This window comes from Bacteroidota bacterium (assembly GCA_039821555.1).
GTDB lineage: Bacteria > Bacteroidota > Rhodothermia > Rhodothermales > Rubricoccaceae > JBCBEX01.
In genome coordinates, this window is record JBCBNX010000001.1 from 341787 (window position 1) to 367088 (window position 25302).

Genomic DNA, 25302 nt, shown 5'->3' on the forward strand with positions numbered 1-25302 from the left:
CGTCACGAGGGGCACCTAAAAGTTGACCCGCAGCCGCGCGTTGACCGTGCGCGGCGTGAGGCGCGTCGGGACCCGCTGCCAGTTGTTGCCGATCCACGAGTAGGCAATCGTGTTGCGGAAGTTGAAGATGTTCAGCACCTCCACGGTGAGCTTCATCGCTACCGGCCGCGCCGCGCCGGGGTTGGTGAGCATGAGTTGCTTCGTTGCGCCGAGGTCGATGCGCTGGTATTGCGGGAAGCGGTCGCTGTTGCGGTCGCCCGGCACACGCAGTGCGGTGTTCGAAGGGTTTTCGGGGTCGGGGACTGGCGGCGTGTAGGGAAGGCCCGTGCCGAAGAGCGCGCGCATGTGGAGCTTCCATGAGTCGTCGCCGGGCACATAGTCCTGAACGAACAGCGTGACGTTGTGCCGTCGGTCGAAGGGGCGTGCGACGGTGTTGTCACTCGGGAGAACGCCCACCACGGTCGGGTCCACCACGGTGCCGTCCTTGAACGTCTCGCGGGTGGTCAGAAAGCCGTAGTTGACCCAACTCTCCACGCCCGGTACGATCTCGCCGCGCACCTGAACGTCGAAGCCCGCAGCGTAGCCATCGGCGTCGTTCTCGCCGGTGTAGGTCACGCGCGTGTTCTCGACGGTGTACGAGATGAGGTCCGAGAGCTGCTTGTAGTAGGCCTCGGCGCGAACATAGAGGCGTCGCTTCGGGAAAAATCGCTCTACGCCGCCGACGACTAAGATTGAACGCTGGCTGACGAGGTCGCGGTTGAACGCGGCGTTGAGGTCGTCATTGCCCACGCTCTGGTCGCTCGTGGCGGCCTCGGCGAGGTCGCCGCGAAGTTCGCGGTAGGTAGGTTGTTGGTAGTAGAGCCCTGCCGCGCCGGTGAAGGTGAGCTGAGGCGTGTGCTGGTAGAGCACGGAGAGGCGCGGGCTGGCCGTCCACTCGTCGTTGAACGAGAAGTAGTCCGCGCGGACGCCTAGCGTGGCGACGAGTCGGCCTTCCTGCGGCAGCAGGTCGATGGCGTCCTGCGCGTAGATCCCAAGCTGCGACTCCTCGAACTGCGCGACGGCGTTGACTGAGTCGAGCGCGAAGACGAGTTGATTGTTGGTCATGCCGTCGCGCCCCACAATCTGTTTGAACTCGAACAGTTGGTCGCGGAATTCGAGCAGGCGCGCCTGCCAGCCCACTTCGAGGGCGTGCCGGTCGAGCGCAAGGCCATAGCGACCAGCTCCTGTCAACGAGGTGAAGCCGATGCGGTTGTCGGCAACGTCGCGCTCTGCAGCGGTGCCGGTGGCGAGTAGGTTGTCGTCGTCAAGCGGCAAGTTCGGGTTGATGACGTCGAAGATTTCGATCCCACTCGTGACGTCGTACTGCTCAAACTCCTCCAGGTCGAAGTACGCGATCTGATGCTCGATACGGATACGGTCCGAGAGCCGGTTCATGAGCCGCAGGCCACCGAAGGCGATGTCGTAGCCGTCTTCTTCCTGCCCGGAGTAGTCAAGCCGCACCGACGTGATGGCGGGGAAGATGCCGAAGTTGGACACGCGGCTCTGCGGGTCGAGGCTGAAGCGGTGCGCCGCATACATCCCAAGCGCTTCGATGCGGTGGCCTGGCGCGAGGTCATACCCAAAGAGCATCTGCACGTCGTTGAACTCGGGGTCGTACTCGCCTTCGAGCGCTTGGCTCTCGAAGAAGCGGCTCGCCCGAGCCGTACGCACACCGATCGCAGCGCCGAGCTTACCGACTCGCCCGCGAGCGGCACCTCCAGCGTCAAGGGTGGACGTGAATGCCGAGCCGGTGAACCCCTGCTCGTCAGGAAGGCCGTAGCGCACGTCGAGCGCCGACGAGAGCTTGCCACCGAACCGCGCCGGGAAACCGCCGGCGTAGAGCGTAAGGCGGTCGGCGAGGTCGGGGTTGACGAGGCCGAGCCCTTCCTGCTCGCCCTGCCGTGTCCGCAGCGGCTTGAAGATTTCGAAGCCGTTGACGTAGTACAGGTTCTCGTTGAAGCCGCCGCCGCGCACGCTGTACTCGTTCGAGGTCTCGTTGTTGGAGACGACGCCCGGCAGCACCTTTACAGCGCGCAGGCCGTCCGCGAGCGGCTGCGGGATGTCTTCGAGGAATTCCGCGTCGATGCTGTAGACGCCCGCGTCGTTGGTCCGCTCGGCGACCACGCTCACCTCGCCCAGCGTCGCGTCGCTCGGGGCGAGGGCCACGTCGTAGCGCACCTGGGCGCGCCGCTCAACGATGACGGAGTCAGTTACGGCCGCGAAGCCGACGGCGGAGACGGTGATCGACCAGCGGCCCTCGGGTATGACGAGCTCGTAGGTGCCGTCGCTCTCGGCGGCGGTGCCGTAGTTGGTGCCCGTGACGAGGATGGTGGCGCCGGGGATGGGGCCACCGGTGGTCTCGGTGACGCGCCCGACGATTTCGCCGTTGATCTGCGCCCAGCCCGTGAGCGGTGCGAGCAGGGAAAGGACGAGGCTACAGGCGCGCACCGCCTGGGTGAGTGCGTGGTTCATTCCGTCGAAAAGCAGGCGAGGACTGCGTTTGGTGGGCATGGAGGGCGGCAAAGGTAGGAAAGCGGTCGAGACGAGGTGTAGCGCGTCAGGGGGCCGGGCTAAAACTGCGTGGCGTAGGCGGGGAGCGCGCCAACGGTAGAGCGCATTTCCGCCGTCTGGCGACCGGGTGGCAGGTTGGAAGGGCCTACGCGGCCATCGAGATACCACCCACGAAAGACATCGGCGAAGGGCAGCGATCCAGCTGGGGCACGCACAGCGCGTAGGCCGTCCGCGAGCGACTGCGGGATATCCTCGAGGAACTCGGCGTCGATGCTGTAGACGCCCGCGTCGTTGGTGCGCTCGGCGACCACGCTCACCTCGCCCAGCGTCGCGTCGCTCGGGGCGAGGGCCACGTCGTAGCGCACCTGGGCGCGCCGCTCGACGATGACGGAGTCGGTCACGGCCGCGAAGCCGACGGCGGAGACGGTGATCGACCAGCGGCCCTCGGGGATGACGAGCTCGTAGGTGCCGTCGCTCTCGGCGGCGGTGCCGTAGTTGGTGCCCGTGACGAGGATGGTGGCGCCGGGGATGGGGCCACCGGTGGTCTCGGTGACGCGCCCGACGATTTCACCTGTGGTCTGCGCGGCACCTGCGAGCGGTGCAAGCATAACCAAGGCAAGGCCGAAAGCACGCTGGGGGCGTGCGGGCCAGCCGAGGCGACCATCACGTCGAGGCACCGGAGACATACCGTCATGCAGCCATGGGCTGCGATTGCTGAGCAAAGAGGACGGTATCGAACGAGCAGACGCGACCTAGCTGGTGGAGGAATCCGTACGACGCGAAATATACACGGCAGTCCCCCTGACTGACCGGGGAGAAAAAGAGGGATACCTGGCTAGGTGCGCCAATAGGCTCTGCTTCCGTCTAGCCAAGCCAACCAAAATGCCACGCGAGCCATAGCTCCGACAGCGGTAGCAGCGTTCCAAAGACTGCGCCGAGCACGACCTGTTGCACCGTGTGAGCCTTGGCGTGGACGCGTGCCCACATGATGAGCGGCAGCATGAAGCCACAGGCCAGGACGGGGCCAAGTTGGAGAAACGGGGGCTCCGGAAGGCCTGCCCACGGAACCAGGGTGACAAAGAGCAGCCCCGCAACGAACCCGGCGACTGCCGTGACGTGGATCGAGATTTTGAACTTGAGCGTGATCAGGAGGACCAGGATCGTGTTGACGGGAAACGTCAAGGCTAGGGCCACCAATAGCGGCACGGCGGTCTGTCCTGTCGTCGCAATCAGGGCGACGCCCATGATGTAGCCGATGATGCCTGCGGCAAGCGGCCCCGTACGCTTATCGCGTTCGCGCACCTCGACGGAGCGAGCCCGGCCGGTCGTCACCATCCACCCGATGTAGGCCAGCGGTACGACACCGAAGAAGACGACACCTACCGTCACGATCCAGGCGATTTCGCCCCCCGAGGCCCCAAAATGGGCGAGAGTCAGACCGAATCCGGTAGGCGGCAGCACCAGCGGATTGATCAGGAAGCTGAGCGCGTTGGCCACGCGGTAGCCGAGCGGGCGCGTACCCGTCATATCGGGTACCGATTCCAACGTCGGCTCGTCCTCCAACACCTCCGGACCTCCTGGAAGTTCGGACGCGGTAGCAGGTACTCGTGCCGATACCGCGCGGGGCGATACGACGGGGGGCGTCACAGAGCGCGGGGAGCGCGGCACGTCGAGGGTAGAGGAGGCGTCAAGCAGCGGAGACATAGCGCGGCAGCAAGTCAGGGGCGTGGCAGGAGTATGCACGCAAGCACCGCGCCGGTTGCTATGTCAATGTTAAGACCGAAGCCTCCGTGGCAAGTTCACGGGGTGCTTCGAAGCAGGCATGAAGCATAGACGCGAGTTCTCCTTTCCGTATTACGCAGGCACAGGCGTGCTCATTCATACCGCAGGGCTTCGATGGGATTCAGCCGGGCAGCCTTGTAGGCAGGGAACACGCCAAACGCGAGGGCGACAACCGTCACCCCCAGCACGGCTATAAACGCCCACATCCACGGAAACGTGGGCGTAAGGCTCTCGCCAAGCAGTGACATTGCATTGCCGCCAAGCACGCCGAGACCAATACCCACGAGGCCGCCGATCTGGCACAAAAACACGGCTTCCAGAAGGAACTGCGTTAGGATCGTGCTCCGCTTCGCGCCGAGCGACTTGCGGATGCCGATCTCGCGGGTGCGCTCCGTCACGCTCACGAGCATGATGTTCATCACACCGATGCCCGCAGCAAGCAAGGCGATCATGCCGATGAAAACGCCGCCGAGCGTGAGGCCGTTCGTGAAGCTCTCAAACGGCCCGGAGAGTGCGTCGTTGGTGATCACCTCAAAATCGTTCTCGTTCTGCGGCGGCACCCGTCTGATAGCGCGCATGTGGCCGACCACCTCGTCGATCGTGGCGTCGAGCATCTGCACGCTGGGGGCGCGCACGTCGATGGAGATGTTGCGAGTCGTCAGCCCTCCGAATGCGCCGAAGAGCGTTGTGATCGGGGCGAGCAGCCGGTTGTCCTGGTTGTCGCCGAGGATGGCGCCTTTCTCGGCGAGGAGGCCCACGACCTGGAAGCGCTGACCCTGCACGGCAATCATTTTACCAATGGGCTGCTCGAACTCGAACAACTCGTCAGCAACCGGCCGCGAAATCACAATCACCGGCCGTCCGTAGCGAATGTCGTCGCTGGAGAGAAAACGCCCGTCGTCGAGATCATAGCCGTTGTTGATCGCCCACTCCTCGTTGACGCCGCGAAGCTGTAGGTTCGGAGCGGTCTCAATCGTCCCGTTGGGTCCGGTGTAGCTCACCTTGGTGGCCCACTCGAACGTTTCGTCGGGGCCCAAGGAGGCGGGCAGGCGGGCACGGCGGAGGAGCTCTTCGTATTGCGGATACGTGATGTCCTGGCGGTTCCGGATGCTTTCGTCTGTCGGGCCGAAGTTGATCGCTGGGTACTTCTGGACGAAGAACGTCGTCGAACCGATACCGGCGAAGGCGTCGGTGAAGTAGTCGTCGATGACCTGCACGGCGGTCACGGAGGCGATCACCGAGAAGACGCCGATCACCATGCCGAGAAGTGTGAGCGCGCTACGGAGCTTGTTGGTCCGCAGCGACTCCAGCGCCATCCGAATCGTCTCGAAAAACACGGCGAAGTAGGAGGTTGAAGTTCTAAGTCAGTGGTGGATGCGGGGTCGGGCATCACAGCCAGGAGAGGAGAGAAGGCTGGCAGAAGCACGTCAACGTCCTGCAACACACCTCATGCTGCGTCTATTCGTAGCGAAGTGCTTCGATGGGACGAGCCTTTGCCGCAGTCCAAGCTGGCACGAAGCCGAAGCCGACGCCCACGCCCACACAAATCGAGAAGGCGAGGCCAACCGTGGCCGGAGAAAGCTGCGCCGTGAATACTTGGTCGATCGCCATGGCAGCCAGCGCGGCGATCCCAACGCCGATCAGGCCGCCCAACAGGCACACGACGACCGCCTCGATCAGAAACTGGGTGAGGATGGCGCGGCGCGGCGCCCCGATGGCTTTGCGGATGCCGATCTCGCGGGTGCGCTCCTTTACGGAGACAAACATGATGTTCATCACGCCGATGCCGCCGACAAGAAGCGAGAGCGCCGTCAGGAACAGCCCGACGCCGTAGATCGCGCCCTTCACGCCAGAGGTCTGCTGTTCGAAAGCGTCCGTGCTCTGGATCGCGAAGTTGTCGTCGTCGAGTGCATCGAGGCCACGGAAGGCGCGGGTGAGACCGGTGAGCTCGTCGAACGCGGCGACCATCACGTCCGGCGAGGCTGCTTTCGCCTGCACCTCGATGTATGGGTCGGAATCGTACAGGCGCTTAAACGTGGTCAGGGGGAGCATTACCTGCTCGTCGAAGGAGATCAGCCCGAGGAACTTGCCCTGCTCCTCCAGCACCCCGATCACCTCCAGGCGCTGCCCGCCGACGCGAATGCGCTTGCCGATGGGGTTCTCGATAGGGAAGAGCTCGTTCGCCACGCCCATCCCAATGACGGCCACCGGCCGGCCACGCTGGTAATCCGTTTCGTTGTAGAACCGCCCCGCGTCGAGCTCGAAATTGTTGATGTCAGCCAGCGCGGGCGTGGCAGCGCGGGCAAAGGTGCCAGAGATGCGGCGGTCCTGGTACTGGATAGGGAAACCGGCATAGCTCACCGGCGTGACGAACTCGAGGTTCTCCGACTTCCGGTCGTCGATGTAGTACGCCAACTCCTCCCGGATGCGCGGCCGGCTGCGGTATTTCCACCAGTCGTTGTCGAACCCGTCCGGGGTGCGCTCGATGGTGTAGACGTTGGTCCCGAGCATGTCCATCGACCGGTCGAAGCCCTGCTCGATCCCGTTGATGACCGTGAACATCGTGGTCACGGTGGCGATGCCGATGATGATGCCGAGCGTCGTCAGCAGCGCGCGGAGCTTGTTGGCCCAGACTGCCTGCATGGCGATGCGCAGGCCTTCGAGCAATTCCGTAAAGAAGCGCACGCGAAAGCAGGAAAGGAGAGGTGAGGCCGATAGGTCGAGCGGTGCAGGGTAGACCACTCAGAGTCGGCCCTACGCCAGCGTCGCCGCGTTGTTGCGCCCTGCGCGTGTCCGTAGCTTTCGCTCCGCTACGCGTGAAAACCGACCAGGTAGGCTACCGAGACAACACCACCATGAGCAAAGTCAGCATCATCCGGGAGTTCTGGGAGTTTCTCAAGGTCCGCAAAAAATTCTGGCTCGCACCGATCGTCGTGATCCTGCTGCTTCTCGGAGCCATCCTCGTTGCCGTGGGCGGTAACCCGCTGGCGCCGTTTATCTACGCGCTGTTTTAGACGACGGCGTGGGCTATCCCAACTCCTTTTCGAAGCGCAGGCGATAGTCCCGGTATGAGGCATTGTAGCCCGCGGCGGTGACGCGAAATCCCTGCGCTAGCCCGAGGACGGTCATCCCCGGATGCATATTCGGGAACGTGTCGTAGGCAAACACGAGATACCCGAGCACCCGGGCCTCCTGCATCATCTCGGCTAGGAGAAGCTGCGCCAGCCCTCGCCGACGCCACACCGGAAGCGTACCGCCCTTCGCGCTGTAGAACGTGGTCCTGTTTTCCCCATAGCCCACCTTGAAGCCGACCGGCGTGTCGTTCAACGAGGCCAGCAGCATGACCAAGTCTCGGCGGTCAAGTTGGTTGATGACTCGCGCCTCGTTAAAGATTGCCTCGTTGATCGCGCGCACCTCGGCAAACCGATCCATGCCGACGCGCTCCACCCGCAGCGACGGCGGAAAGTCAGAAGGCACCCTGGTGTCGAGAAGTTGCATGGGAGGTACAGAACAGCGAGGCAGTACGACAAGCTAGACCATCACAAGCGCGAAGCCTACCGGGTTGGATGGGCCCCAACACAGCGTCTCGAGTGCCGACGCCACATTTGCTACGGCCCTGAACATACTCGATTCGATGATCCACATCGCATTGCACGTGATCGTCCCACTCGTCGTTGCCGTGGCGATTGATCGCCGTGGGTGGCGTACCACCTTCGTTGTGCTGGTGGGTACCATGATCGTGGATGCCGACCACCTGCTGGCAGACCCGATCTACGATCCGGCGCGCTGCTCTATCGGCTTCCATCCCCTGCACACGCACCCAGCAATTGTTAGTTACGTTTCGCTCCTAGCCGGCGGGCTCTACGTCGCCCGTATATCTAAGTCAGCGCAAACGAAGCAGCTAGCCCGCTGGGGGTGGCTCGTCGCGCTCGGCCTGCTCATCCACATGGCGCTCGATGCGCTCGACTGCGTGGTGTGAGCACCACTGGTACCTCAGGCGGCCTCGCAGACCGCCTGAAAGAAGGCGCCGAGTTTCACGGGGTCGAGGGCTCCGTCTGAGCGGACCCCGCTGCATAGATCGATCCCGAACGGGCGCACGGCGCGGATCGCCTCACCGACATTGGAGGCGCGCAGGCCGCCCGCAAGAAACACCGGCGTGTCCACGGCCTCCACGATGCGGCGGCTGAGCGACCAATCGTGCGTCCGTCCTGTGCCACCCAACTCCGGAATCGTCGCCGAGGGCCGCCCCGAGTCCAGCAAGAGTGCATCCACGTGAGGCGCGACGCGGGCGGCTTCTGCCACGTTTGCTTCGGACTCGACGTGGATTACTTGGACCAGCTTGGTCGCGGGCAGCACGGTGCGCAGGTACGTGTAAGTCGCAGGCTCGACAGCGTCGACGAGTTGGAGCGTGTTCACGCGGCACTGCCTCGCCTGCGCGGCGATGTGCGTGGCGTCCGTGCTCGATGTGAGCAAAAACGTCCCGACGGGCGGCGGCACAGTCGAGGCGATTTCGGCGATCAGAGCCTCGCTGATGACGCCGGGCCCGCTCGGCATCGCCGACACCAGCCCCAACGCCGATGCTCCGTGCTCGATGGCTAGGCGTGCTTCTACAACGCTGCCGATGCAGCAGACTTTTACGCGAGGGGGCATCATCGTGGCGACAGCAGCCCGTCGTCACGCATTGCTTGCACCGCGCTCTGTGCGACCTCGCGGCCGATCTCGGTACGCTGGCCTCGCCCTTTCTTTTGCGACGACGTCGTCGCGGTCCAGATCCGGCGCTGCGCGTCGACGCCGTAGAGCGTCAAGTTGATAGTGAACGCCTGCGTTGCTGCCGCCTTCTCGCCGAAGCGGGTCTGCGCCGTAACCGTCTCATCGCCGAGCAACATGCTTGTCGTCCCTGCAAAGAGCACGGCAGAGGCGTCAGCGTTCGCACCGATCTGAGCAATTCGTTCGGGCCGTGGGTCCCGCGAGGTTTCAACAACGACGACTTCGACATTGTCAGCGCTCAGCGACTCGCGGAGGACACTCACCATGCCCTCTCGCATAGCGGTATCCGGCACGTCGAGCATCACGGCCAGCCGCTCAATCGAGACCGTCGCGTCGGTGAGCATGCGCGACTCGGTGGAAGTTGACGCGCACCCGGCCAAGGCTAGGATGAGAACGCAAAAAGAGAGCAGGAGACTAGAGCGCACTGAGGTGGGCCAGATTGTAAGTGGACGACGAAAACGACAGCGCCGAACCTACGCAAACTCAGCGGCCAACTCTTCAAACTCCGTGTCGAACAGCGCCGCGAGCGTTTCTGGGTCTTCGACGACGCCGCGGTCCGTGGCAATGCCGAGGCGCACGCCGCCTGCGTAGCTGAGGATGCTCACACCCATGCCGATGCTGCCGGAGCATGGCACCCAGAACATCATCCCCGTCATCTCGATGCCCTCGAAGTGGAGCGGCTCGCGGGGACCCGGGACGTTGGTCATCACCGCCGAGTTTTTCGCGCTCAGGATGTCGAGGAGCTTGTCCTGGAGGACGCGCGGCGCGGCCCCCGCCGTCTGAAGCACCCCGAGCATCACAAGCGCTTCCGGCGTCACCTTGATGCGGTCCATGCGCGCTTTCAGGATCGCGAGTCGCTCGCGCGGGTCCTCCACGCCCACCGGGAGCATCAGGAAAACGATGCCGAAGTAGTTGCCCAGCTTGTAGGCCTCTTCCAGCGGGCGCACATTGACTGGGACCGCCGCACCAATCTGCACGTCGTCCGTGGGGTCGCCCTGGGCGGTGAGATAGCGGCGGAGCGCGCCGGCGACCGCCGTGAGAAGGACATCGTTGACCTTGGCGTCGTTGGCCGCGCCAATCCGCTTCACGACATCGAGCGAGACTTCCTTCGACCACGCCACGCGCTTAAGCGAGTTCAACTCGCCCTTGAACCGCGTCGGCGAATCTTCGGGGAGCAGCGCGAGCCGAGATAGCGTGCCGCCGAGGCTCATGGCCTGCTTCGCCCGGTGGAAGAGGTGACTCGGGTTGACGGCCATCTTGACCGTGTCGCCGACGACCGTCCCCGCAACCTTGGCCGTCGCTCCGGCCGCATGCATCGCAGGCTTGAAGAGCGCCGTCAGCGGTGAAGGCTTGCCTTTCCCGCCGGGTTTCGAGCCACGCTCAGGATCGAAATACTCATCCGTCATCGAGAGCAGGACGTGGATGAGCGCGATGCCGTCGCCGTAGACGTGGTGGATGCGCCCAATGATGGCGCTCGCGCCGTCGACGTTCTGGACGAGGTGCATCTCCCACGGCGGCTTGCCGAAATCGAGCGGCGTGCTGAGGAGGTCGCTGGCGAGTGCTTGCAGTTCGGCTTTGCCGCCAGGGTTGGGCAGCGCTACCTCGTGCACGTGCTTTTCGATGTGGAAGTGCGGGTCCTTCTCCCAGCGCGGGGTCGCGTGTCGCCCCTTGACGCGCTGCTTGAAGCGCTCGAAGACGAGCAGCCGGTTGCTCACCATGCGGCGCATCGTCTCGATGTCCATCGTCTCACCAAGCAAGAGCACCCCAGAAATCGTGAACGGATTGGTCGGGGCTTCCATGCGGAGCCACGTGACGTCCGCGGTGCTCATCGGATACGATTTGACGGCCATATCGAGTGGGAGCCGGAGAAACGGGGAGTGGGGGGGTCGGAGCGGTCGTGGCGCACGCGCCATCAGCAGCGCGCGTCAGCCGGGCAGGCAAACCTACGTCATCCGTCGAGAACAGCGAGTTGACCGCAGGCCGCGTCGATGTCCTGGCCGCGGCTGCGGCGGACCGTGACGCGGACGCCCTCGTCCACGAGCACACGGATGAAGCGGTTGAGCGCCGCCTCATCGGTGCTGGTGAAGGCCGTGCCCTCGACGGGGTTGTACATGATGAGGTTCACCTTGCTGGGCGCCCACCGCGCCACGCGGGCGAGGTTGCGGGCGTCCTCGGGTTGGTCGTTGCGGTCGGCGAAGACGCAGTACTCGTAGGTCACTCGCTGGCCTGTGGTCCGGGTATAATGCTGGACGGCGTCCTTGAGCGCCGCGAGGTCGGTCTTCTCGGAGCGATTGACGGGCATAATGGCGCTCCGCTGCCCGTCCGTAGGCGCGTGCAAGCTAATCGCGAGGCGCACGGGCGGAGCAGTCCCGGCCGCGATGTCGTCGGCGAGGGTGCGTATGCGTCGGGCGAGACCGACCGTCGAGATCGTGATGCGCTTTGAGCTCAGAATGAGCCCGTTGGGGTCGGTGAGCAGGCGAGTGGCCGCGACGACGTTGCGATAATTCTGGAGCGGCTCGCCCATGCCCATGAACACCACGTTCGTGACGCCCTTGCCGAAGCGTTCGAGCGCGAGCGTGTTGAGATGGTAGACCTGGTCGTGGATCTCGCCGGGCGATAGATTCTGGTGGAAGCCCATCAGGCCCGTCGCGCAAAAGTGACAGCCCATCGCGCAGCCGACTTGGCTGGACACGCAGACCGTGAGCCGCTTGGCCTTGCCGGTGGCCTCGTCGAAGTCTGGAATAAGCACACTCTCAACGCGGCGGCCCGTACTCAGCGCGTAGAGCAGCTTGACCGTGCCGTCCGTGGCGACCTGGCGCTGCACCTCCTCGATCGTCCCGATGCACGCGACTGCGGCGAGTTGCTCGCGCATTGCCTTCGGCAATACTGTGATCGCTTCGAAGTGGGTCGCCCCTTTGCCGTAGAGCCAGCCGAACAGCTGTTTCGCGCGAAACGACGGCCAGCCCTGCTCCGCCACGAAGGCCGCGAGGCCGTCGCGATCGAGGGTCTTCAAATCGACGAGGGGGGAAGAGTCAGGTGCCATGCCTCCACAAACCCATCGCGAGGACGCACGATCCGCGTTCTTGGCTTCTTCCGAGCGTCAGGCGGCGACGGTGGAGCGTCGCTGCACCGTCCATACGGCGAGGCCGACCATCGCCGCAGCAAACGCGACGGATAAGCCGAGCGCGAGACTTGTCGGAAGCCCGGCCGCGCTCGGGGCGGCATCGGGCAGGTACAGGCCATCGCGAAGGGCCGCCACACCGTAGAAGGCAGGGTTGAGGTACATCACCCAGCGGACCGCCATCGGCACGCCCTCCGGCGGGAAGAAGGCGCCCGAGAGGATCCACATCGGGAGCAGCACCAGATTCATGATCGCGTGGAAGCCGCGTGTCGTGTCGAGCCGCCAGGCGATGGTGAAGCCGAGGGCCGTGAACGCCGTCGCCATCGAAACGCTGGCGAGCACGATCACTAGCAGGCCGACCACGCTCGGCGTCAGGCCGACGAGGGGCGCTAGCAGCAGAAACAACAGCGCCTCGGCCAGCGCGAGCGTGACACCGCCAGCCAGGTTACCCAGGACAATCGAGAGGCGCGACACAGGCGCCACGAGGGCCGCCTGCAACAGGCCCGTCTGCCGCTCTTCCACGATGTAGATCGTTGAGAAAATGGCCGTGAACAGCAAAATCAGCGCGACGATGCCGGGGAAGAGGTACTCCAGATACGACACGTCGCCGCCGCCGGGCATCTGGAACGAGTCGTAGAAGCCGAGGCCGAGCAGCACCCAGAACGCGAGCGGCTGCACGAGCGCCCCGACGATGCGCGCGCGGTCGCGGAGGAACTTCTGAATCTCACGCTGCCACAGCGCGCGGACGACTCGGTACATGAAGGTGGTCTGACGTTCGGGGGAGAGCAGGTGCCGACGGAGTTAAAAAGCAGCGACCGAAAAAGCAGGGCGTTCACCCGTTCGTGCGACGAACACGTCTTCCAGCGTGGGGCGCCGGACGGTCGCCGCCACGATGCGGTCGCCCGCGGCCTCGTAGATCCGGCTGATCATCGAAGCGGGGTCGTCGTGATCGACGAGGACGCGGCGGCCTAGCACGTGCGCGGTGAGGCCCAGGCGATCGGTAAGCAGGTCGGCGAGCTTGTCGGCGTCGTCCGAGTCCAGCCAGAGAGCTTCCGTACCGAGGGTCGCGCGGAGTGACTCGGGGCTTCCCTGCGCGACGGCACGACCTCGGTCGAGGATCAGGACCTCGTCGCAGCGCTCGGCCTCGTCCATCAAATGCGTGGCGATGAGGAGCGTCGTTCCCTCCAAGCGTTGCAGTCGGGCGAGGGCGTCCCAGAGGTCGCGCCGCGCGATGGGGTCGAGGCCCGTCGTCGGCTCGTCGAGGAGGAGCAGTTTGGGGCGGTGGAGAAATCCCCGAGCGAGGTCCGCGCGTCGGGCAAGGCCTCCCGAGAGCGTCTTGACGCGGTCATCGGCCCGGCTCACGAGGTCGAACTGGTCCAGGATCGCGTGGATGCGCCCGTCCGCTTCGTCGCGGGGGATGCCGACGAGCGCCGCATGCACGCGTAGGTTCTCGGTGATCGTCAATTCCGCGTCGAGAGCGGGCTGTTGGAAGATCACGCCAAGCATCCGCCGGACGTCGCCCGGCTGGTTTGCGCAATCGTGCTGGTGGACGGCCGCCGTGCCAGTAAGCGGTCGCAGCAATGTCGAGACGATCCGAAACAGCGTCGTCTTGCCGCTTCCGTTGGGTCCGAGGAGGCCGAAGGTGGAGCCCGCTGGGACCGAGAAGGTCAGCCCATCGAGGGCCGTGTGATCACTGTACCGATAGACGAGGTCAGTGGCCTCGAACGCCGGGGACGCCGAGCGATCGGCAGCAGGTCGGGGCTGGATCATGCGTGCACAGGACGTACGTGGATCTCGTCACGACATCGAGCACCGCCTAGAGATACAAGCGGAGCAAGTAGTCGACGACCACGAAGGTGAAAAACACCGGCACGTAGAGGATCGAGGCGAGCAGGAGGTGCTTCGCGCTGCGATTGGACGGCTCGCGAAAGAACGCAAACGCGGGGATGGTGAACCAGACGCCCAGCGCGAGCATGCCGAAGAAGTAGACCCAGCCGGTCAGTCCGAGTGCCGTAGGGACAACGCCTGCTACGAGGAGAAGGAGGGTGGCCCCCAGTGCCGCGGTCGCCGTCGTCGTGCCGGTCGGGTCGAGTCCAGGGAGCATGCGGAAGCCGCCGCGCTCGTAGTCCTCGCGGTACATCCACGCGAGCGCGTAGAAGTGCGGCAGTTGCCAAAGGAAGATGACAGAGAAGAGGGCCCAGCCCCCGGCCCCCATCCCATTGGTCGCGGCAGCGTAGCCACCGAGCGCCGGCAGCGCGCCTGGCACGGCACCCACGATGGTGTTCCAGGCCGAGCGCCGTTTCAGCGGCGTGTAGACGAAGAGGTAGCCCAGCGACGTCATCAACGCAAGGCCTGCCGTGAGGTGGTTCACCCAGATGCAGAGGATGCTCAGGCCCACGAGGTCGAGCGCCGTGCCGTATGCGGCCACGAATCCGAGACCGAGGCGCTCGCCGGGCAGCGGTCGGTCCCGCGTGCGACGCATCTGCGCGTCGTGCTTCCGCTCGATGAGGTGGTTGAGCGCACCGCTGCCGCCTGCGGTCAGAAACACACCAACGAGCAGGGCCACGAGCGTGCTCATGTCGATAGGCGTGGCTCCCAAGCCAACGAGGTAGCTCGCCGCGGCCACGACGACCACGAAAAGCGAGATGCCGGGCTTGAGCAGTTCCTTCAGGTCCAGCAACGTTGTCCGAGCATCGGACAAGCTCGTGTCAGGTGCGGGCAGGACCTTCGCGCGGACGCTCATGGGCGGGCCAAGTGGGGTGGGAGTGAACCGTGCAATCAAACGCTATCTCTCGAACGCGTTCCGTCAAGAAACCGGGAGAACCCCGCGCGGGCCGTGCGAAGATGCCCTAGCCCTGAAGACGGCTACCGGATCACCACCACCGGCGTCGTGCGGACGGCGCCGGTGCGCGCATCCTCTAGGCGAAGCGCGTAGAACCCAGGAGGGAGTCCGCGTAGGTCCACCGCGACGCTCGGTTCAGCCACCGCTGCCAGTGTCCGAACGACCCGGCCAAGCACGTCGAGCACGTCGAGGCGAGCCTCGGCCCCAGCGGGTAGCGCGAGGTCGACCCGGACGAGGCCGGCTGAGGGGTTGGGGTAGGGTGCTCCGAGCGTGAGGGCAGTCGTGGGTCGCGGCGGCGCGTCCGTGTCGGTCAGGCGCGCGCAGGCCTCGTCCGCGTCGTCGGCATCGAACAACGTCGTGCGGACGGCGTCGGGGTTGGCCCCGGCATAGGCATAGCAGCTGGGTAGGCAGTCGGCGCGTGCACACGGCGGTGCATCGAGCGCCGTGCGCGGGTCTGCGTCGAAGGTATAGCGCCCCCACGCGTCAGGTTGCCAGAGATCGTCGTAGGCCGCATCGTCCCAGGGGAGCAGCGCATTCGCGTCCGAGGCATCCGTGCCCATCGTCGAGCGCCACTGGTCGAGGTCGTTGGTTGTGCCAAAGATCCAGTCTTGGTCGAGGGCGGCGATAGCGAACGCTGCGTGCGAGGCGTCGGCCGGATCCCCCTCGTGCGACAGGATGTGGTTGCCCCGCAGCGTGTTGGTGCGCACGACGGCTAGCCGGCGGCTTTCGAGCTGGATCTCGTAGCCCTCGCCGCCGATGAACCCGAGGTCGGGCCTGTTTGAGAGGGTCGCGTTGCCAAGGATAAGGTTGTTGTCCACCCGTGAGTTGTGGACCTGATCGTCAACCTCGGCGAGGTCGCGGATGTAGAGCCCGTTGCCCTCGTTGTTGACGATAGTATTCCAGACGAGGGCGTTGTTCGAGACGGCCTGGAGCAGGAGGCCTGAGCCCGAGGCATCGGTGGCGAAGACGCTCGGCCGGACGGTGCGCGCGACGACGTTGTGCTGGACGAGGTTGTGCTGCGCGTTGAGTTCGAGAAAGACGCCCGCGAACCAGTTGCCGAGGAAGTAGCTGCCCTCGACGACGTTGTCGAAGGCGTCCGTGTCGAACCACAGGCCAGGCCCCCGGTTGCCCTCGGCGCGGAGCCGACGGACAAGGTTGCGCGACGAGAAGACGAGCTTCATGCCCCCCGCTTCCCAGCCGATGTCGTAGCCCCGTGCGTTGTTGTAGCGGACCGTGTTGTCGATGAAATAGCAGTCGTTGCAGACGCCCTCGAAGCCGATCTGACCGTTGTACTGCGCGACGCTGTGCTCCACGAAGTGTCCGCTACCGGCATTTGTCCGGTCGGCACCCATCTGGAAGCCGATGGCCGGGTGGAACTCCGTGGTGACATATTCGAAGCGAGAGCCTGCGCTCCCGGGGCAGATGGAGCCTTGCGTGGGGTAGTTGTTCGTGTGCCGGAAGATGAGGTCGCGCACGAGAAAGTGGCCCGGCGAGTCCGGCGAGCCACAGCGCTGGAACAGGAATTCGGCCCCGGCATCTACGTCAGGCTGAAAGCCAGACGGGCGGACGCCGAGCATCGGGCGGATGTCCGTGAGCGGCCGGTCGTTCATCGCGCGGTGGAACTGGACGTAGAGCGTAGGCTCGCCGGTGACGGGGTCAAACTCGGCGAAATATGAGCCGAAGCGCTGCATGCCAGGGTCAGCCATGCTCGCGCTGACGTCGGCGCGTGTGGCGACGGGGAGAAGGGGGTGTCCATCCCAGAGCGCCACGCCCGCGGGGCCCTCGTCAGCCAGCGCACCTGAGACCGGCTCGCCCGATTGCGCGACGAGGAGGAGGCGATTCATGACGTGCGCTTCCGCGATGGGGTTGGCCAGCGGGTTGCCGTTCTCGTCGGTGTTGAAAGGCGGATAGCCCATCGACGGCCAAGGGATGCCCCGTTCCGCGAGACCGCTCTCGGTCCAGCGCCAGATCCAGGTGTCGCCCTCTTTCGTCCAGCCGTCCGGGATCGGCGTTGCACCGGAAATGACCACGAGGCCCTCGGCGCCCGGGGCGGGCTGGAAGGCGATCGGCGCCTCGGCCGTGCCGCTTACGCTCGGGAAGATGGCTTGGTAGTAGACGCCGCGGCGCAGGAGGATCGTGTCGCCGGGGCGGGCCCGGGTCGCAGCCTCGGTGATCGACGCAAAGGGACGTGCCGCCGAGCCATCGCCATCAGGCTCTGCGTCTGGAGCGACGTAGAGTTGGGCGTTGGCTGACGTGACAGCCAGGACCGTGACCAGCACGACCAGGACACGAAGGGGGACCTCGTACAGAGACAAGCGCATGGCGGAGGGGACAGCCAACAGGGAGGGCAGACGCCTCCCGACAAACGAAAGGCCTAGCATACTTCTGGGGCTATGCCCTACACAAGACGGTCCCGCTGCGTGGCATTGAGGGCTGTTGAAAACGCTCGTTTCAACACCAAGCCCGCGCAGTGAGGCCGTCGCAGCGTACGTTCCATGCTGCTCAGCACTGCCACAGCCTTTCGTCCCCATCCGGTCCCTCGGCCATGCCAGCCCTTAGCGTTTTCGACATGCTCAAGGTCGGCGTCGGACCGTCGAGTTCACACACGCTGGGCCCGTGGCGGGCCGTTCAGCGCTGGCTCGGCGAACTCGCCGAGGAGATGCCGCTCCACACGGTCGAGCGCGTACACATCGACCTGTATGGATCGCTCGCGCTCACCGGCCGCGGCCACTGTACTGACCAGGCACTCTGCCTGGCGCTCCTCGGGTTGGATCCGGAAACGGTGCCTGTCGAGCGCATCCCGTCCCTCATCGCCGACCTCCATAGCCACCAACGAATCAGTCTGGGCGGGGCCCCTGCGATCCCCTTCGACCCTGTGTCCGACATCGCCTACAACAAGGCCGAGCGCCTCGCAGGGCACGCGAACGGAATGCGGTGTACGGCCGCAGCTGGTGATCGCACCTGCGCGTCGGTGTACTATTCCGTGGGAGGCGGATTCGTGGTCAAGGCGGGAGAGACGGAGGATAGCGGAGCTGAGGTGAGCCTTCCTTACCCCGGGCGTAGACCCCTTGACGTGTTGGGACACTGCACCCGTGACGGCTTGAAGCTCGCCGAGATGGTACGCGCCAACGAACAGGCTTGGCGGTCCTTATCCGAGGTGGAGGCTCGGCTGCGCCAAATCTGGCACGTGATGCGCGACGGCGCCTACCGCGGGTGCCATACCGAGGGGACGTTGCCCGGAGGTCTGGGCGTACAGCGCCGTGCGGCGAGGCTCAACCGGACGCTTTTCGGGCTGGGAGCGGGCGAGCCACGACCCTACGTCCATGCCGAGGAGTGGATCGCGGCGATCCGGTCTCGAACGTGGAGCTTTCAACAGGTGCTCAGGTGGGTCAGCGCATTCGCCCTCGCCATCAACGAAGAGAATGCCAACCTCGGGCGTGTGGTCACAGCCCCTACCAACGGCGCCGCGGGCGTTATCCCCGCGGTGCTGCTCTACCACGTGTGCTTCGCCGAGGAACCAGTGTCCGAGGCCGCGCTCTTCGACTTTCTGATGGTGGCCGGGGAAGTCGGCACGCTGTTCAAAAAAGGGGCGACCATTTCCGCGGCCATGGGCGGCTGCCAAGCCGAGGTCGGCGTGTCGAGTGCGATGGCGGCGGCGGCGCTCGCCGAGGCGCGTGGTGCTACTGTCCCCCAAGCGCTCATGGCCGCCGAGATCGCGATGGAGCATCACCTTGGACTCACGTGCGACCCCATAGGCGGCCTCGTGCAAGTCCCCTGCATCGAGCGCAACACGATGGGCGCCGTGAAGGCGATCAACGCGGCCGAGCTTGCTCTCGAAGGAGACCCCACCCAGGCGAAGGTGACGCTTGACGAGGTGATCGAGACGATGCGGCAGACCGCCGCTGACATGAGCGATCGCTACAAGGAGACCTCGCAGGGCGGCCTGGCGGTGAACGTATCGGTGCGGATCGCCGAGTGTTGATGACCACGTAGTAGCGTCCGTCGTCGTCTTGCGCCAGAGGGGGTACCATTGCTTCCTTGGGAGCATTCCGATTGTCCGACCCGCATCGCCGCGCTCATGGATGCCATGCGCCTGCATCCGTTGACCCTTCAGTTCGCCGACGCCGCGACCGAGCGTGCGTTCTGGACGGGCTACACGACCCGCATGGGGCGGCAGGTGCGATGGTTGCTGCTGCTCGGCGTCGGGATGCTTGTGCCCTACGGCCTCGTGGACGCCCGGGTAGCGCCCGAGTACGCGGGCACGCTGTGGGGCCTCCGCATTGGGACCGCGGTCACACTCGTGGGCATCGTTTCGGTGCTGTTCGCGAGGCGAGCGCAACGGCTGTTCACGCCAGTCGTGGCGCTGGCAAGCCTCGTCACGGGGCTCGGGTTGGTGGCCGTGGGCTGGTACTGGGGGCTCGCTGGGACGCTCTCCACCCACCCAGGCATCATCGTGCTGCTGTTCTTCGTGCATGTCCTTATCCGCATGCGCTTCGTGCATGCGGCGCTCGTGGGCGCCGTAATCTCGGCAGCGTACCTCGCTCAGTTGTCCATGCATCCTGTCGCCACGGGGCTCGACGTCTTGGAGCAGGGCGCGGCACTGCTCGTTGCGAACGTGGTCGGGATGGCCGCCAGCTACACGCTGGAGCGGTACGCGCGTCGAGTCTATTGGCAGACGCGCCGCCTCGAAGCTCGGGGCGAGGAGCTCCACGTCGCCAACACGGAGCTCACGAATGCGCTCGATCACCTGCAAAGCACGCAGGCGCAGCTCGTCCAGAGCGAAAAGATGGCGTCGCTCGGGCAACTCACCGCCGGGATCGCGCACGAGATCAAAAACCCGCTCAACTTCGTCACCAACTTCGCGGGGCTCTCGCAGGAGCTCGTCGCCGAGCTCGAAGCTGAAAGCGATCCCGACGAGCGCTCAGCCTTGCTCGCCGACCTCAAGGCGTGTGCGGCAAAGATCGACAAGCACGGACGGCGGGTGGATGCCATCGTGCGGCGCATGATGGAGTTGGCCCGGGGCGGGGAGGGCACGCGTGCGGCGGTGGCACTCAACCCGCTCGTTCGGGAATATGCCGAGATTGCCTACCACAGCCTGCGCGCCCAGCACCCCGATTTCGATGTGACGCTAGACTGGAGCTTCGCAGAAGAGGCGGGCGACGTGCTCGTCGCCCATCGCGAACTCGGGAGTGTGCTCGCCAACCTCCTCGACAACGCATTCGACGCGACCCGAGAGCGGGCCGCTTCCGCAGACGCGTCGTACACGCCCGCAGTGTCTGTGTCCACGGTCAGAGCGGGCAAGCACGTAGAGATCCGTATCGAAGACAACGGGTCGGGTATCCCGGAGTCGGTTCAGGCCAACATCTTCGAACCGTTCTTTACCACGAAGCCGACGGGCGAAGGGACCGGACTCGGCCTGTCGCTCGCCCACGACATCGTCGTCCAAGGATATAGCGGCGCGCTGACCGTCGAGAGCATCCTAGACGAGGGGACGTGCTTCGTGATCACGTTGCCAAGCCACGCAACAGTGTCGCCAGCTGCGTGATCAGCGAGGGCGACTGCGTCAAGCGCGCGACACCGTCCACGTATGCTCGGTCCGAAGCGGCTGCGTGAAGGCGACCAGGCGCACGAAGTAGGTCCCTGCGGCGAGCCCCGACCCCTCGACCGTGATGGGGTGGCGCCCCGCGTCGAGAACGCCACGTTTAAGCGTGCGCAGCCGCCGGCCGGCGGTGTCGTAGAGCGCCACGTCAACGTCGGTGGCCTCTTCCAGCGAGAACGCGAGCGACGAGCGCTGGCGGAACGGGTTGGGGAAGGCTGATGAGTAGCGGACGAACTCCGGTGTCGGGTCAGGCGGCGGCGTCGGGTCGGGCGGCGATGCGTCGGCGTCGAGGAAGCCGAGGGCCTCATAGGTCCCGCCAAGCACGTCCGCAGTGGCGTCGGCGCTGAGGCCGAGCCAGCGCTCCAGCAAGGTCGCATAGAGCGCGCGAAAGTCTGTGGTATTGGCCGGATTGCCTTTGTCGTCCAGCGCCGTGAGGTCTGGGAAGCCGCCAAACATCCCCCCGTTCACAGAGTCGCCCACGACGACGGTTGGTGCGGCTGTGCCGTGGTCTGTCCCCCCCGAGCCATTCTCCGCGAGCCGGCGGCCAAATTCGGAGAACGTCATCACCACCACGCGCTCAGCGTCGCCGGAGGCGCGGAGGTCGTTCATGAAAGCGTCGACCGCTTGGCCGAGCGCCCGCAGCAGAAACGTGTGCACGTTGGCCTGACGCGCGTGCGTGTCGAAGCCGTCCAGCGAGACGAGGTAGACGCGCGCGCCGAGGCGTCCTTTGATAAGCCGTGCCGTGGCTGCGAGCGACTTCGGCATCTCGTAGAGCGGGCCGTAGTCCGGCGCATTGGCCGATGCTCCCGCTTCATACGCCTGCTGGATGACCTCTCGGTAGATAACGGATGCGTTCGCCAGGGCCCGGACGAAAGCGAGTTCCTCGCCGAAGCGGGTCGCCGGAACATCGTCCGGGTCATAAGCCGCCACGCCGGAAGCGACGCGCTCGACGGCCTGGGCGTTGGCGAACGTCATCGCCAGGTTGGTGCTCTCCGCCTGGAAAAGCACGGGCACGGACGCGCCAATCTGCACGGCGGGCGGCGCCGGGGGCGGATTCGTCTCGTAGTCAGGAAACTCCTCCAGCAGGCCGCGGCCCATCCAGCCGGTCGTGCCTGACTCCGTGTCCGCCGTCGCGACGATGTCTGTCGAGCGGAAGTGCGAGAGGTTGTGGTCAGGGTAGCCAACCCCCTGAACGACGGCCATCTTGCCGTCGCCCCAGAGTTCCTCTAGCGCACCAAGCTCGGCGTTGAGCCCGAAATCATCAGTTAGCTGAAGCGTGCTCGCCTGTGGGATCGCGAGCGTGGGGCGCGCCTGGTAGTAGAGGTCGTTCGAGACTGGGACGATGGTGTTAAGGCCGTCATTGCCCCCGTTGAGCTGGATCAGGACGAGGACGCGGTCGGTTTCGAGCCCGGCGAGGTGGTGCAAAAAGGGCGTTTGCGCGAGCGTCCGTACCGGGGTGCCGCCGAGCAGCATGCCGCCTGCCGTGGCCGCGAGTCCAGAGCGTACGAGGAAGTCGCGCCGCGTCCAGATGCGGTGGTCAGCGTCATGCGCGTGCCCGTCCTCTAGCGCGATGGCGCGGGGGCGATGGAGGGAATGATGGTCGCACATGGGTGTGGAGGCAAGCGGCTGGGTGCAGGGCGATCGAGCAGGCGGTCGAGCAGGTCAGCAGGCGTCTACGTCAGCTGGAATTCGGGAAGCTCGGCGAGGTGGCTCAGCAGCGCGAGGTAACGGGGGCGGACGCCCATGTCGGACGGATTCCACTCATACGAGGGCAGGCCTCCCAAGAGGATGTCTCCGAGCACGCGCTCGTCCGCTTCGCTGAGTGGTACCGCGAGCAGGTGACGCGCGAGATCAACGGCGAGAGTCTGGGCATCGAACGGGTCGGGGAGGGTCAGCGCGAGCGCCTGCACGTTGGCGAGCACACCGCTCATGTTCTGCGCGGTCAATGTCCACCGCCTCGGGAGGGAGTCGGTTGTCAGCCAGCCGCGTCCGCGCGGCCAACCACCGACGTTAGGCGGCTGGAAGTAAGGCTGCTCCAGCCGCTCCAGCTGAAGGCTGAGCTTGCCGAGTTGGCTCTCCGGCAACGCGCTGGTGCCGGTCTCCCGATAGCGGCCGATCAGGAACGACACCGCATCGGAGACCTGTGCGCCGATCACGCCAGCGTCGAAGAAGGCTTCGCTCCGCAGGAGGCGCTCGACAATAGGGTCGATGGCCCAGTCAGTCTTGAACTGCGCGGCGAGCGTTTCGACGTGGGCAGGGTTGGCCGGTGCCGCGACAAAGGCTTCGTAGAGCCGCGTGCAGACGTAGTGTGCAATCGCGTCCGCACGGGCCTCGAACAGCCAATCGATCGCGCTCGCATAGTCAAACTGGTCCGTGCGGCCAAAGAGCGTCTTCGCGCCATTGTCGTGGCGGGCCGGGTCAAACTCGGCGACGAGCGTGCGCGGGTCGACGGTCCAGCCGGTGAGCGCCCGGGCGAGTTCACGCACGTCGTCCTGCGTGTAGTGGGGCGACCCGTCGGGGCCTTCGAGGCCCATCGTGAACAGCTCCATCAACTCGCGAGCGTAGTTCTCATTCGGCATGCCTACCGCGTTGCTGATCCCGTCGAGGAAGATCAGCATCGCAGGCGTGAGGCCCATGTCGAACACGAACTGCTTGAAGTTGCCCAGCGCATGCGTGCGGATGGTCTGCACATAGACGAAGGCGTGCCGCGCGAGGTCGTAGCGAAAGACGGACGCGACGAAGTGGTTCTGCCAGAACACCGTCAGCTTGTCGCGCAGCGTCGGCGCGAAGTAGCTGCTCAGCAGGTCGAGCTCGAATTCGCGCCGCCAGCGTCGGTTGTCGGACGTGTACTGGCTGTAGGCCGACGTGCCGCGCTCGGGGCGGTCGAGTTCAGCCCAGTCGGGGGTCGTCAGCAGGGGCGCCCGACGCCCGGCATCGAGGACCTGGGAGACGGCGTTTTGCGCCGACGAAGACCGAAACGCGTCCACGTCGAGCACGGTCGCGCCAAAGCCGGTCCGGCGGAGGAGGTGGCGTATCCGGCGCTCGTCCCACGGCGCGTCAGCCGTCGAGGAAAACGGAGCGAGCGAGCCCGCGGGCATCGGCGACAGGGCCGGGGTAGCAGGACGACGAATTAGGAACGAGCGGCGGTCCATGGCGGGATGCCATTATGGGGGCGAGAGAAGCGGGGACATAGACCTCCGATCAAACCTCCCACCGTCTTCGCTGGGCGGGCTTTGACGCTGCTCGATGGAACGCTCGTGTGACGTTCCTGGCAGGAAAACCTGAGCCGTTTGCACGGTGCGGACCGCTCGCGAGCAGACCTATGCTCCGATTGTGGCAAACCCGGTGTATGCGTGGAGCACCTCGGGCAGGCGTATGGTGCCGTTGGGCTGCTGGCCATTCTCCAGAAGCGCCGCCACGATGCGTGGGAGCGCAAGCCCAGAGCCGTTGAGTGTGTGGATCGGCTCGGGCTTGGCCCCGGACTCGCGGCGATAGCGGATCAGCGCCCGCCGCGCCTGAAACGCTTCGAAGTTCGACACCGACGACACTTCGAGCCAGCGGGCCTGCCCCGCGCTCCACACCTCGAGGTCGTACTTCTTGGCCTGTGTGAAGCCCATATCGCCCGTGCACATCAGGAGGCGTCGGAAGGGAAGTTCGAGCAGGTCGAGCACCCGCTCCGCGTCCTGGCGTAGTGCTTCGAGGGCGTCGTAGCTGTCCTCGGGCCGCACAAACTGAACGAGTTCTACCTTGTCAAACTGGTGGAGCCGGTTGAGGCCGCGCACGTCCTTGCCGTAGGAGCCCGCCTCGCGGCGAAAGCACGGGGTGTAGGCGACGTACTTTACCGGCAATGCGTCCGCGTCGAAGATCTCGTCGCGGTAGAAATTGGTGACGGGCACCTCGGCCGTGGGGATGAGGAACAGGCCGTCGCGCTCGGCCTCGTACATCATGGCTTCTTTGTCGGGAATCTGACCAGTCCCAATGCCCGAAGCCTCGTTGATGACGAGCGGCGGCTGCATCTCGATGTAGCCGTGCGCAACGGCTTGGTCGAGGAAGAACTGGATGAGCGCCCGCTGCAGGCGTGCGCCTTGCCCGATGTAGAAGGGAAAGCCTGCACCGGCCACCTTCGCGCCCCGCTCGAAATCGACGAGGCCGTGCTTGTCGAGCAACTCCCAGTGCGGCAGCGGCTGAAAGTCCCCACTGAAGGCGCTGAAGTCGGGCTTCTGCCCGACCTCGGCCACCACGACGTTGTCCTCATCGGTCGCGCCCACAGGAACGCTCTCATGTGGGACGTTGGGCAACTCCAGCATGAGCCGCTGCTGGGCCTCGCCAGCAACACGAGCGGCGTCTTCGAGGGCCTTTTTCTGGGCTTTGAGCTCGTTGGACTGCGCGAGCAATGGCGCGGCTTCCTCGCGCTTTCCCGCTTTCATGAGCGGGCCGATCTGGCGGCTCGTCTCGTTGAGCCGCTGCTGCACGTCCTGCAAAGCCGTCTGCGACTCCCGGCGTTCTGCGTCACTTGCCAGGAACGCATCGACGAGGGCCGGGTCGCCTGCGCGCTTGTCTCGCATGGCGGTACGAACGCGGTCAGGATGCTGGCGGACGAAAGCGGGATCGAGCATGCGCTGGGAGGTCGGAGAAGAGAGC

General features: G+C 65.3%; 21 protein-coding genes. 4 read left to right on the plus strand and 17 right to left on the minus strand.

Annotation, left to right across the window (positions count from 1 at the left end; translation table 11 throughout):
- Positions 1–15: 15 nt before the first annotated feature.
- The 5 genes from AAFU51_01390 to AAFU51_01410 all read right to left on the minus strand — a co-directional run bounded on the left by AAFU51_01390 (position 16) and on the right by AAFU51_01410 (position 7017).
- Positions 16–2550, minus strand: a complete 2535-nt coding sequence (locus tag AAFU51_01390) for a TonB-dependent receptor (GenBank protein ID MEO1569897.1) — start codon at positions 2548–2550, stop codon at positions 16–18.
- 59 nt (positions 2551–2609) lie between these two features.
- Entirely contained in the window at positions 2610–3158 is a 549-nt protein-coding gene (locus AAFU51_01395; protein ID MEO1569898.1) for a carboxypeptidase-like regulatory domain-containing protein, read from the minus strand.
- A gap of 256 nt (positions 3159–3414) precedes the next feature.
- On the minus strand, positions 3415–4077 hold the full coding sequence (locus tag AAFU51_01400) for a hypothetical protein (GenBank protein MEO1569899.1): 663 nt from the start codon (positions 4075–4077) through the stop codon (positions 3415–3417).
- Positions 4078–4424: 347 nt separating this feature from the next.
- Positions 4425–5669, minus strand: a complete 1245-nt coding sequence (locus AAFU51_01405) for an ABC transporter permease (GenBank protein ID MEO1569900.1) — start codon at positions 5667–5669, stop codon at positions 4425–4427.
- 121 nt (positions 5670–5790) lie between these two features.
- Positions 5791–7017: an ABC transporter permease gene (locus tag AAFU51_01410; GenBank protein ID MEO1569901.1), complete on the minus strand. Its 1227-nt coding sequence runs from the start codon at positions 7015–7017 to the stop codon at positions 5791–5793.
- Between the two features lie 170 nt (positions 7018–7187).
- Here AAFU51_01410 and AAFU51_01415 point away from each other — a divergent pair, with 170 nt between their 5' ends.
- Positions 7188–7346 carry a DUF5989 family protein gene (locus tag AAFU51_01415; GenBank protein ID MEO1569902.1) on the plus strand — a complete coding sequence of 53 codons (159 nt, stop codon included), beginning with the start codon at positions 7188–7190 and terminating at the stop codon, positions 7344–7346.
- Between the two features lie 13 nt (positions 7347–7359).
- Here the strand turns inward: AAFU51_01415 and AAFU51_01420 are convergent, their stop codons facing one another.
- The gene (locus AAFU51_01420) at positions 7360–7830 is read right to left on the minus strand and encodes a GNAT family N-acetyltransferase (protein ID MEO1569903.1); all 471 of its coding nucleotides are present in this window, start codon (positions 7828–7830) and stop codon (positions 7360–7362) included.
- Positions 7831–7966: 136 nt separating this feature from the next.
- Between AAFU51_01420 and AAFU51_01425 the strand changes: the two genes are divergently transcribed.
- Complete coding sequence (locus tag AAFU51_01425) at positions 7967–8311, plus strand: DUF6122 family protein (protein ID MEO1569904.1); 345 nt, start codon at positions 7967–7969, stop codon at positions 8309–8311.
- A 14-nt stretch (positions 8312–8325) separates the two neighbouring features.
- On the opposite strand, the gene AAFU51_01430 is transcribed toward AAFU51_01425, so the two are convergent.
- From AAFU51_01430 to AAFU51_01465, 8 genes are all read right to left on the minus strand, one after another.
- The gene (locus AAFU51_01430) at positions 8326–8982 is read right to left on the minus strand and encodes a phosphoribosylanthranilate isomerase (protein ID MEO1569905.1); all 657 of its coding nucleotides are present in this window, start codon (positions 8980–8982) and stop codon (positions 8326–8328) included.
- Positions 8982–9443, minus strand: coding sequence for a hypothetical protein (locus AAFU51_01435; protein MEO1569906.1), 462 nt, complete (start codon positions 9441–9443; stop codon positions 8982–8984). Before AAFU51_01435 ends, AAFU51_01430 begins: the two co-directional genes overlap by 1 nt.
- 129 nt (positions 9444–9572) lie before the next feature.
- Positions 9573–10949 carry a wax ester/triacylglycerol synthase family O-acyltransferase gene (locus tag AAFU51_01440; protein MEO1569907.1) on the minus strand — a complete coding sequence of 459 codons (1377 nt, stop codon included), beginning with the start codon at positions 10947–10949 and terminating at the stop codon, positions 9573–9575.
- 98 nt (positions 10950–11047) lie between these two features.
- Complete coding sequence (gene rlmN, locus AAFU51_01445; protein ID MEO1569908.1) at positions 11048–12142, minus strand: 23S rRNA (adenine(2503)-C(2))-methyltransferase RlmN; 1095 nt, start codon at positions 12140–12142, stop codon at positions 11048–11050.
- 57 nt (positions 12143–12199) lie between these two features.
- The gene (locus tag AAFU51_01450) at positions 12200–12979 is read right to left on the minus strand and encodes an ABC transporter permease (protein ID MEO1569909.1); all 780 of its coding nucleotides are present in this window, start codon (positions 12977–12979) and stop codon (positions 12200–12202) included.
- Positions 12980–13021: 42 nt separating this feature from the next.
- Entirely contained in the window at positions 13022–13990 is a 969-nt protein-coding gene (locus AAFU51_01455) for an ABC transporter ATP-binding protein (protein MEO1569910.1), read from the minus strand.
- A gap of 46 nt (positions 13991–14036) precedes the next feature.
- A complete protein-coding gene (gene cyoE / locus AAFU51_01460) occupies positions 14037–14963 on the minus strand; it encodes a heme o synthase (GenBank protein MEO1569911.1) in 927 nt (308 codons plus the stop codon).
- Between the two features lie 122 nt (positions 14964–15085).
- Positions 15086–17383 (minus strand): right-handed parallel beta-helix repeat-containing protein, encoded by a 2298-nt coding sequence (locus AAFU51_01465; protein MEO1569912.1) that lies wholly within the window; start codon positions 17381–17383, stop codon positions 15086–15088.
- 224 nt (positions 17384–17607) lie between these two features.
- Here AAFU51_01465 and AAFU51_01470 point away from each other — a divergent pair, with 224 nt between their 5' ends.
- Together AAFU51_01470 and AAFU51_01475 are read left to right on the plus strand one after the other, a co-directional pair.
- The gene (locus AAFU51_01470; protein MEO1569913.1) at positions 17608–19044 is read left to right on the plus strand and encodes an L-serine ammonia-lyase; all 1437 of its coding nucleotides are present in this window, start codon (positions 17608–17610) and stop codon (positions 19042–19044) included.
- Between the two features lie 105 nt (positions 19045–19149).
- Positions 19150–20607 carry an ATP-binding protein gene (locus AAFU51_01475; protein ID MEO1569914.1) on the plus strand — a complete coding sequence of 486 codons (1458 nt, stop codon included), beginning with the start codon at positions 19150–19152 and terminating at the stop codon, positions 20605–20607.
- A gap of 18 nt (positions 20608–20625) precedes the next feature.
- Here AAFU51_01475 and AAFU51_01480 read toward each other — a convergent pair whose 3' ends face one another.
- The 3 genes from AAFU51_01480 to serS all read right to left on the minus strand — a co-directional run bounded on the left by AAFU51_01480 (position 20626) and on the right by serS (position 25277).
- On the minus strand, positions 20626–22269 hold the full coding sequence (locus tag AAFU51_01480; GenBank protein MEO1569915.1) for a DUF1501 domain-containing protein: 1644 nt from the start codon (positions 22267–22269) through the stop codon (positions 20626–20628).
- Positions 22270–22334: 65 nt separating this feature from the next.
- Positions 22335–23813: a DUF1800 domain-containing protein gene (locus AAFU51_01485; protein MEO1569916.1), complete on the minus strand. Its 1479-nt coding sequence runs from the start codon at positions 23811–23813 to the stop codon at positions 22335–22337.
- Positions 23814–23981: 168 nt separating this feature from the next.
- On the minus strand, positions 23982–25277 hold the full coding sequence (serS, locus tag AAFU51_01490; protein ID MEO1569917.1) for a serine--tRNA ligase: 1296 nt from the start codon (positions 25275–25277) through the stop codon (positions 23982–23984).
- Positions 25278–25302: the final 25 nt, after the last annotated feature.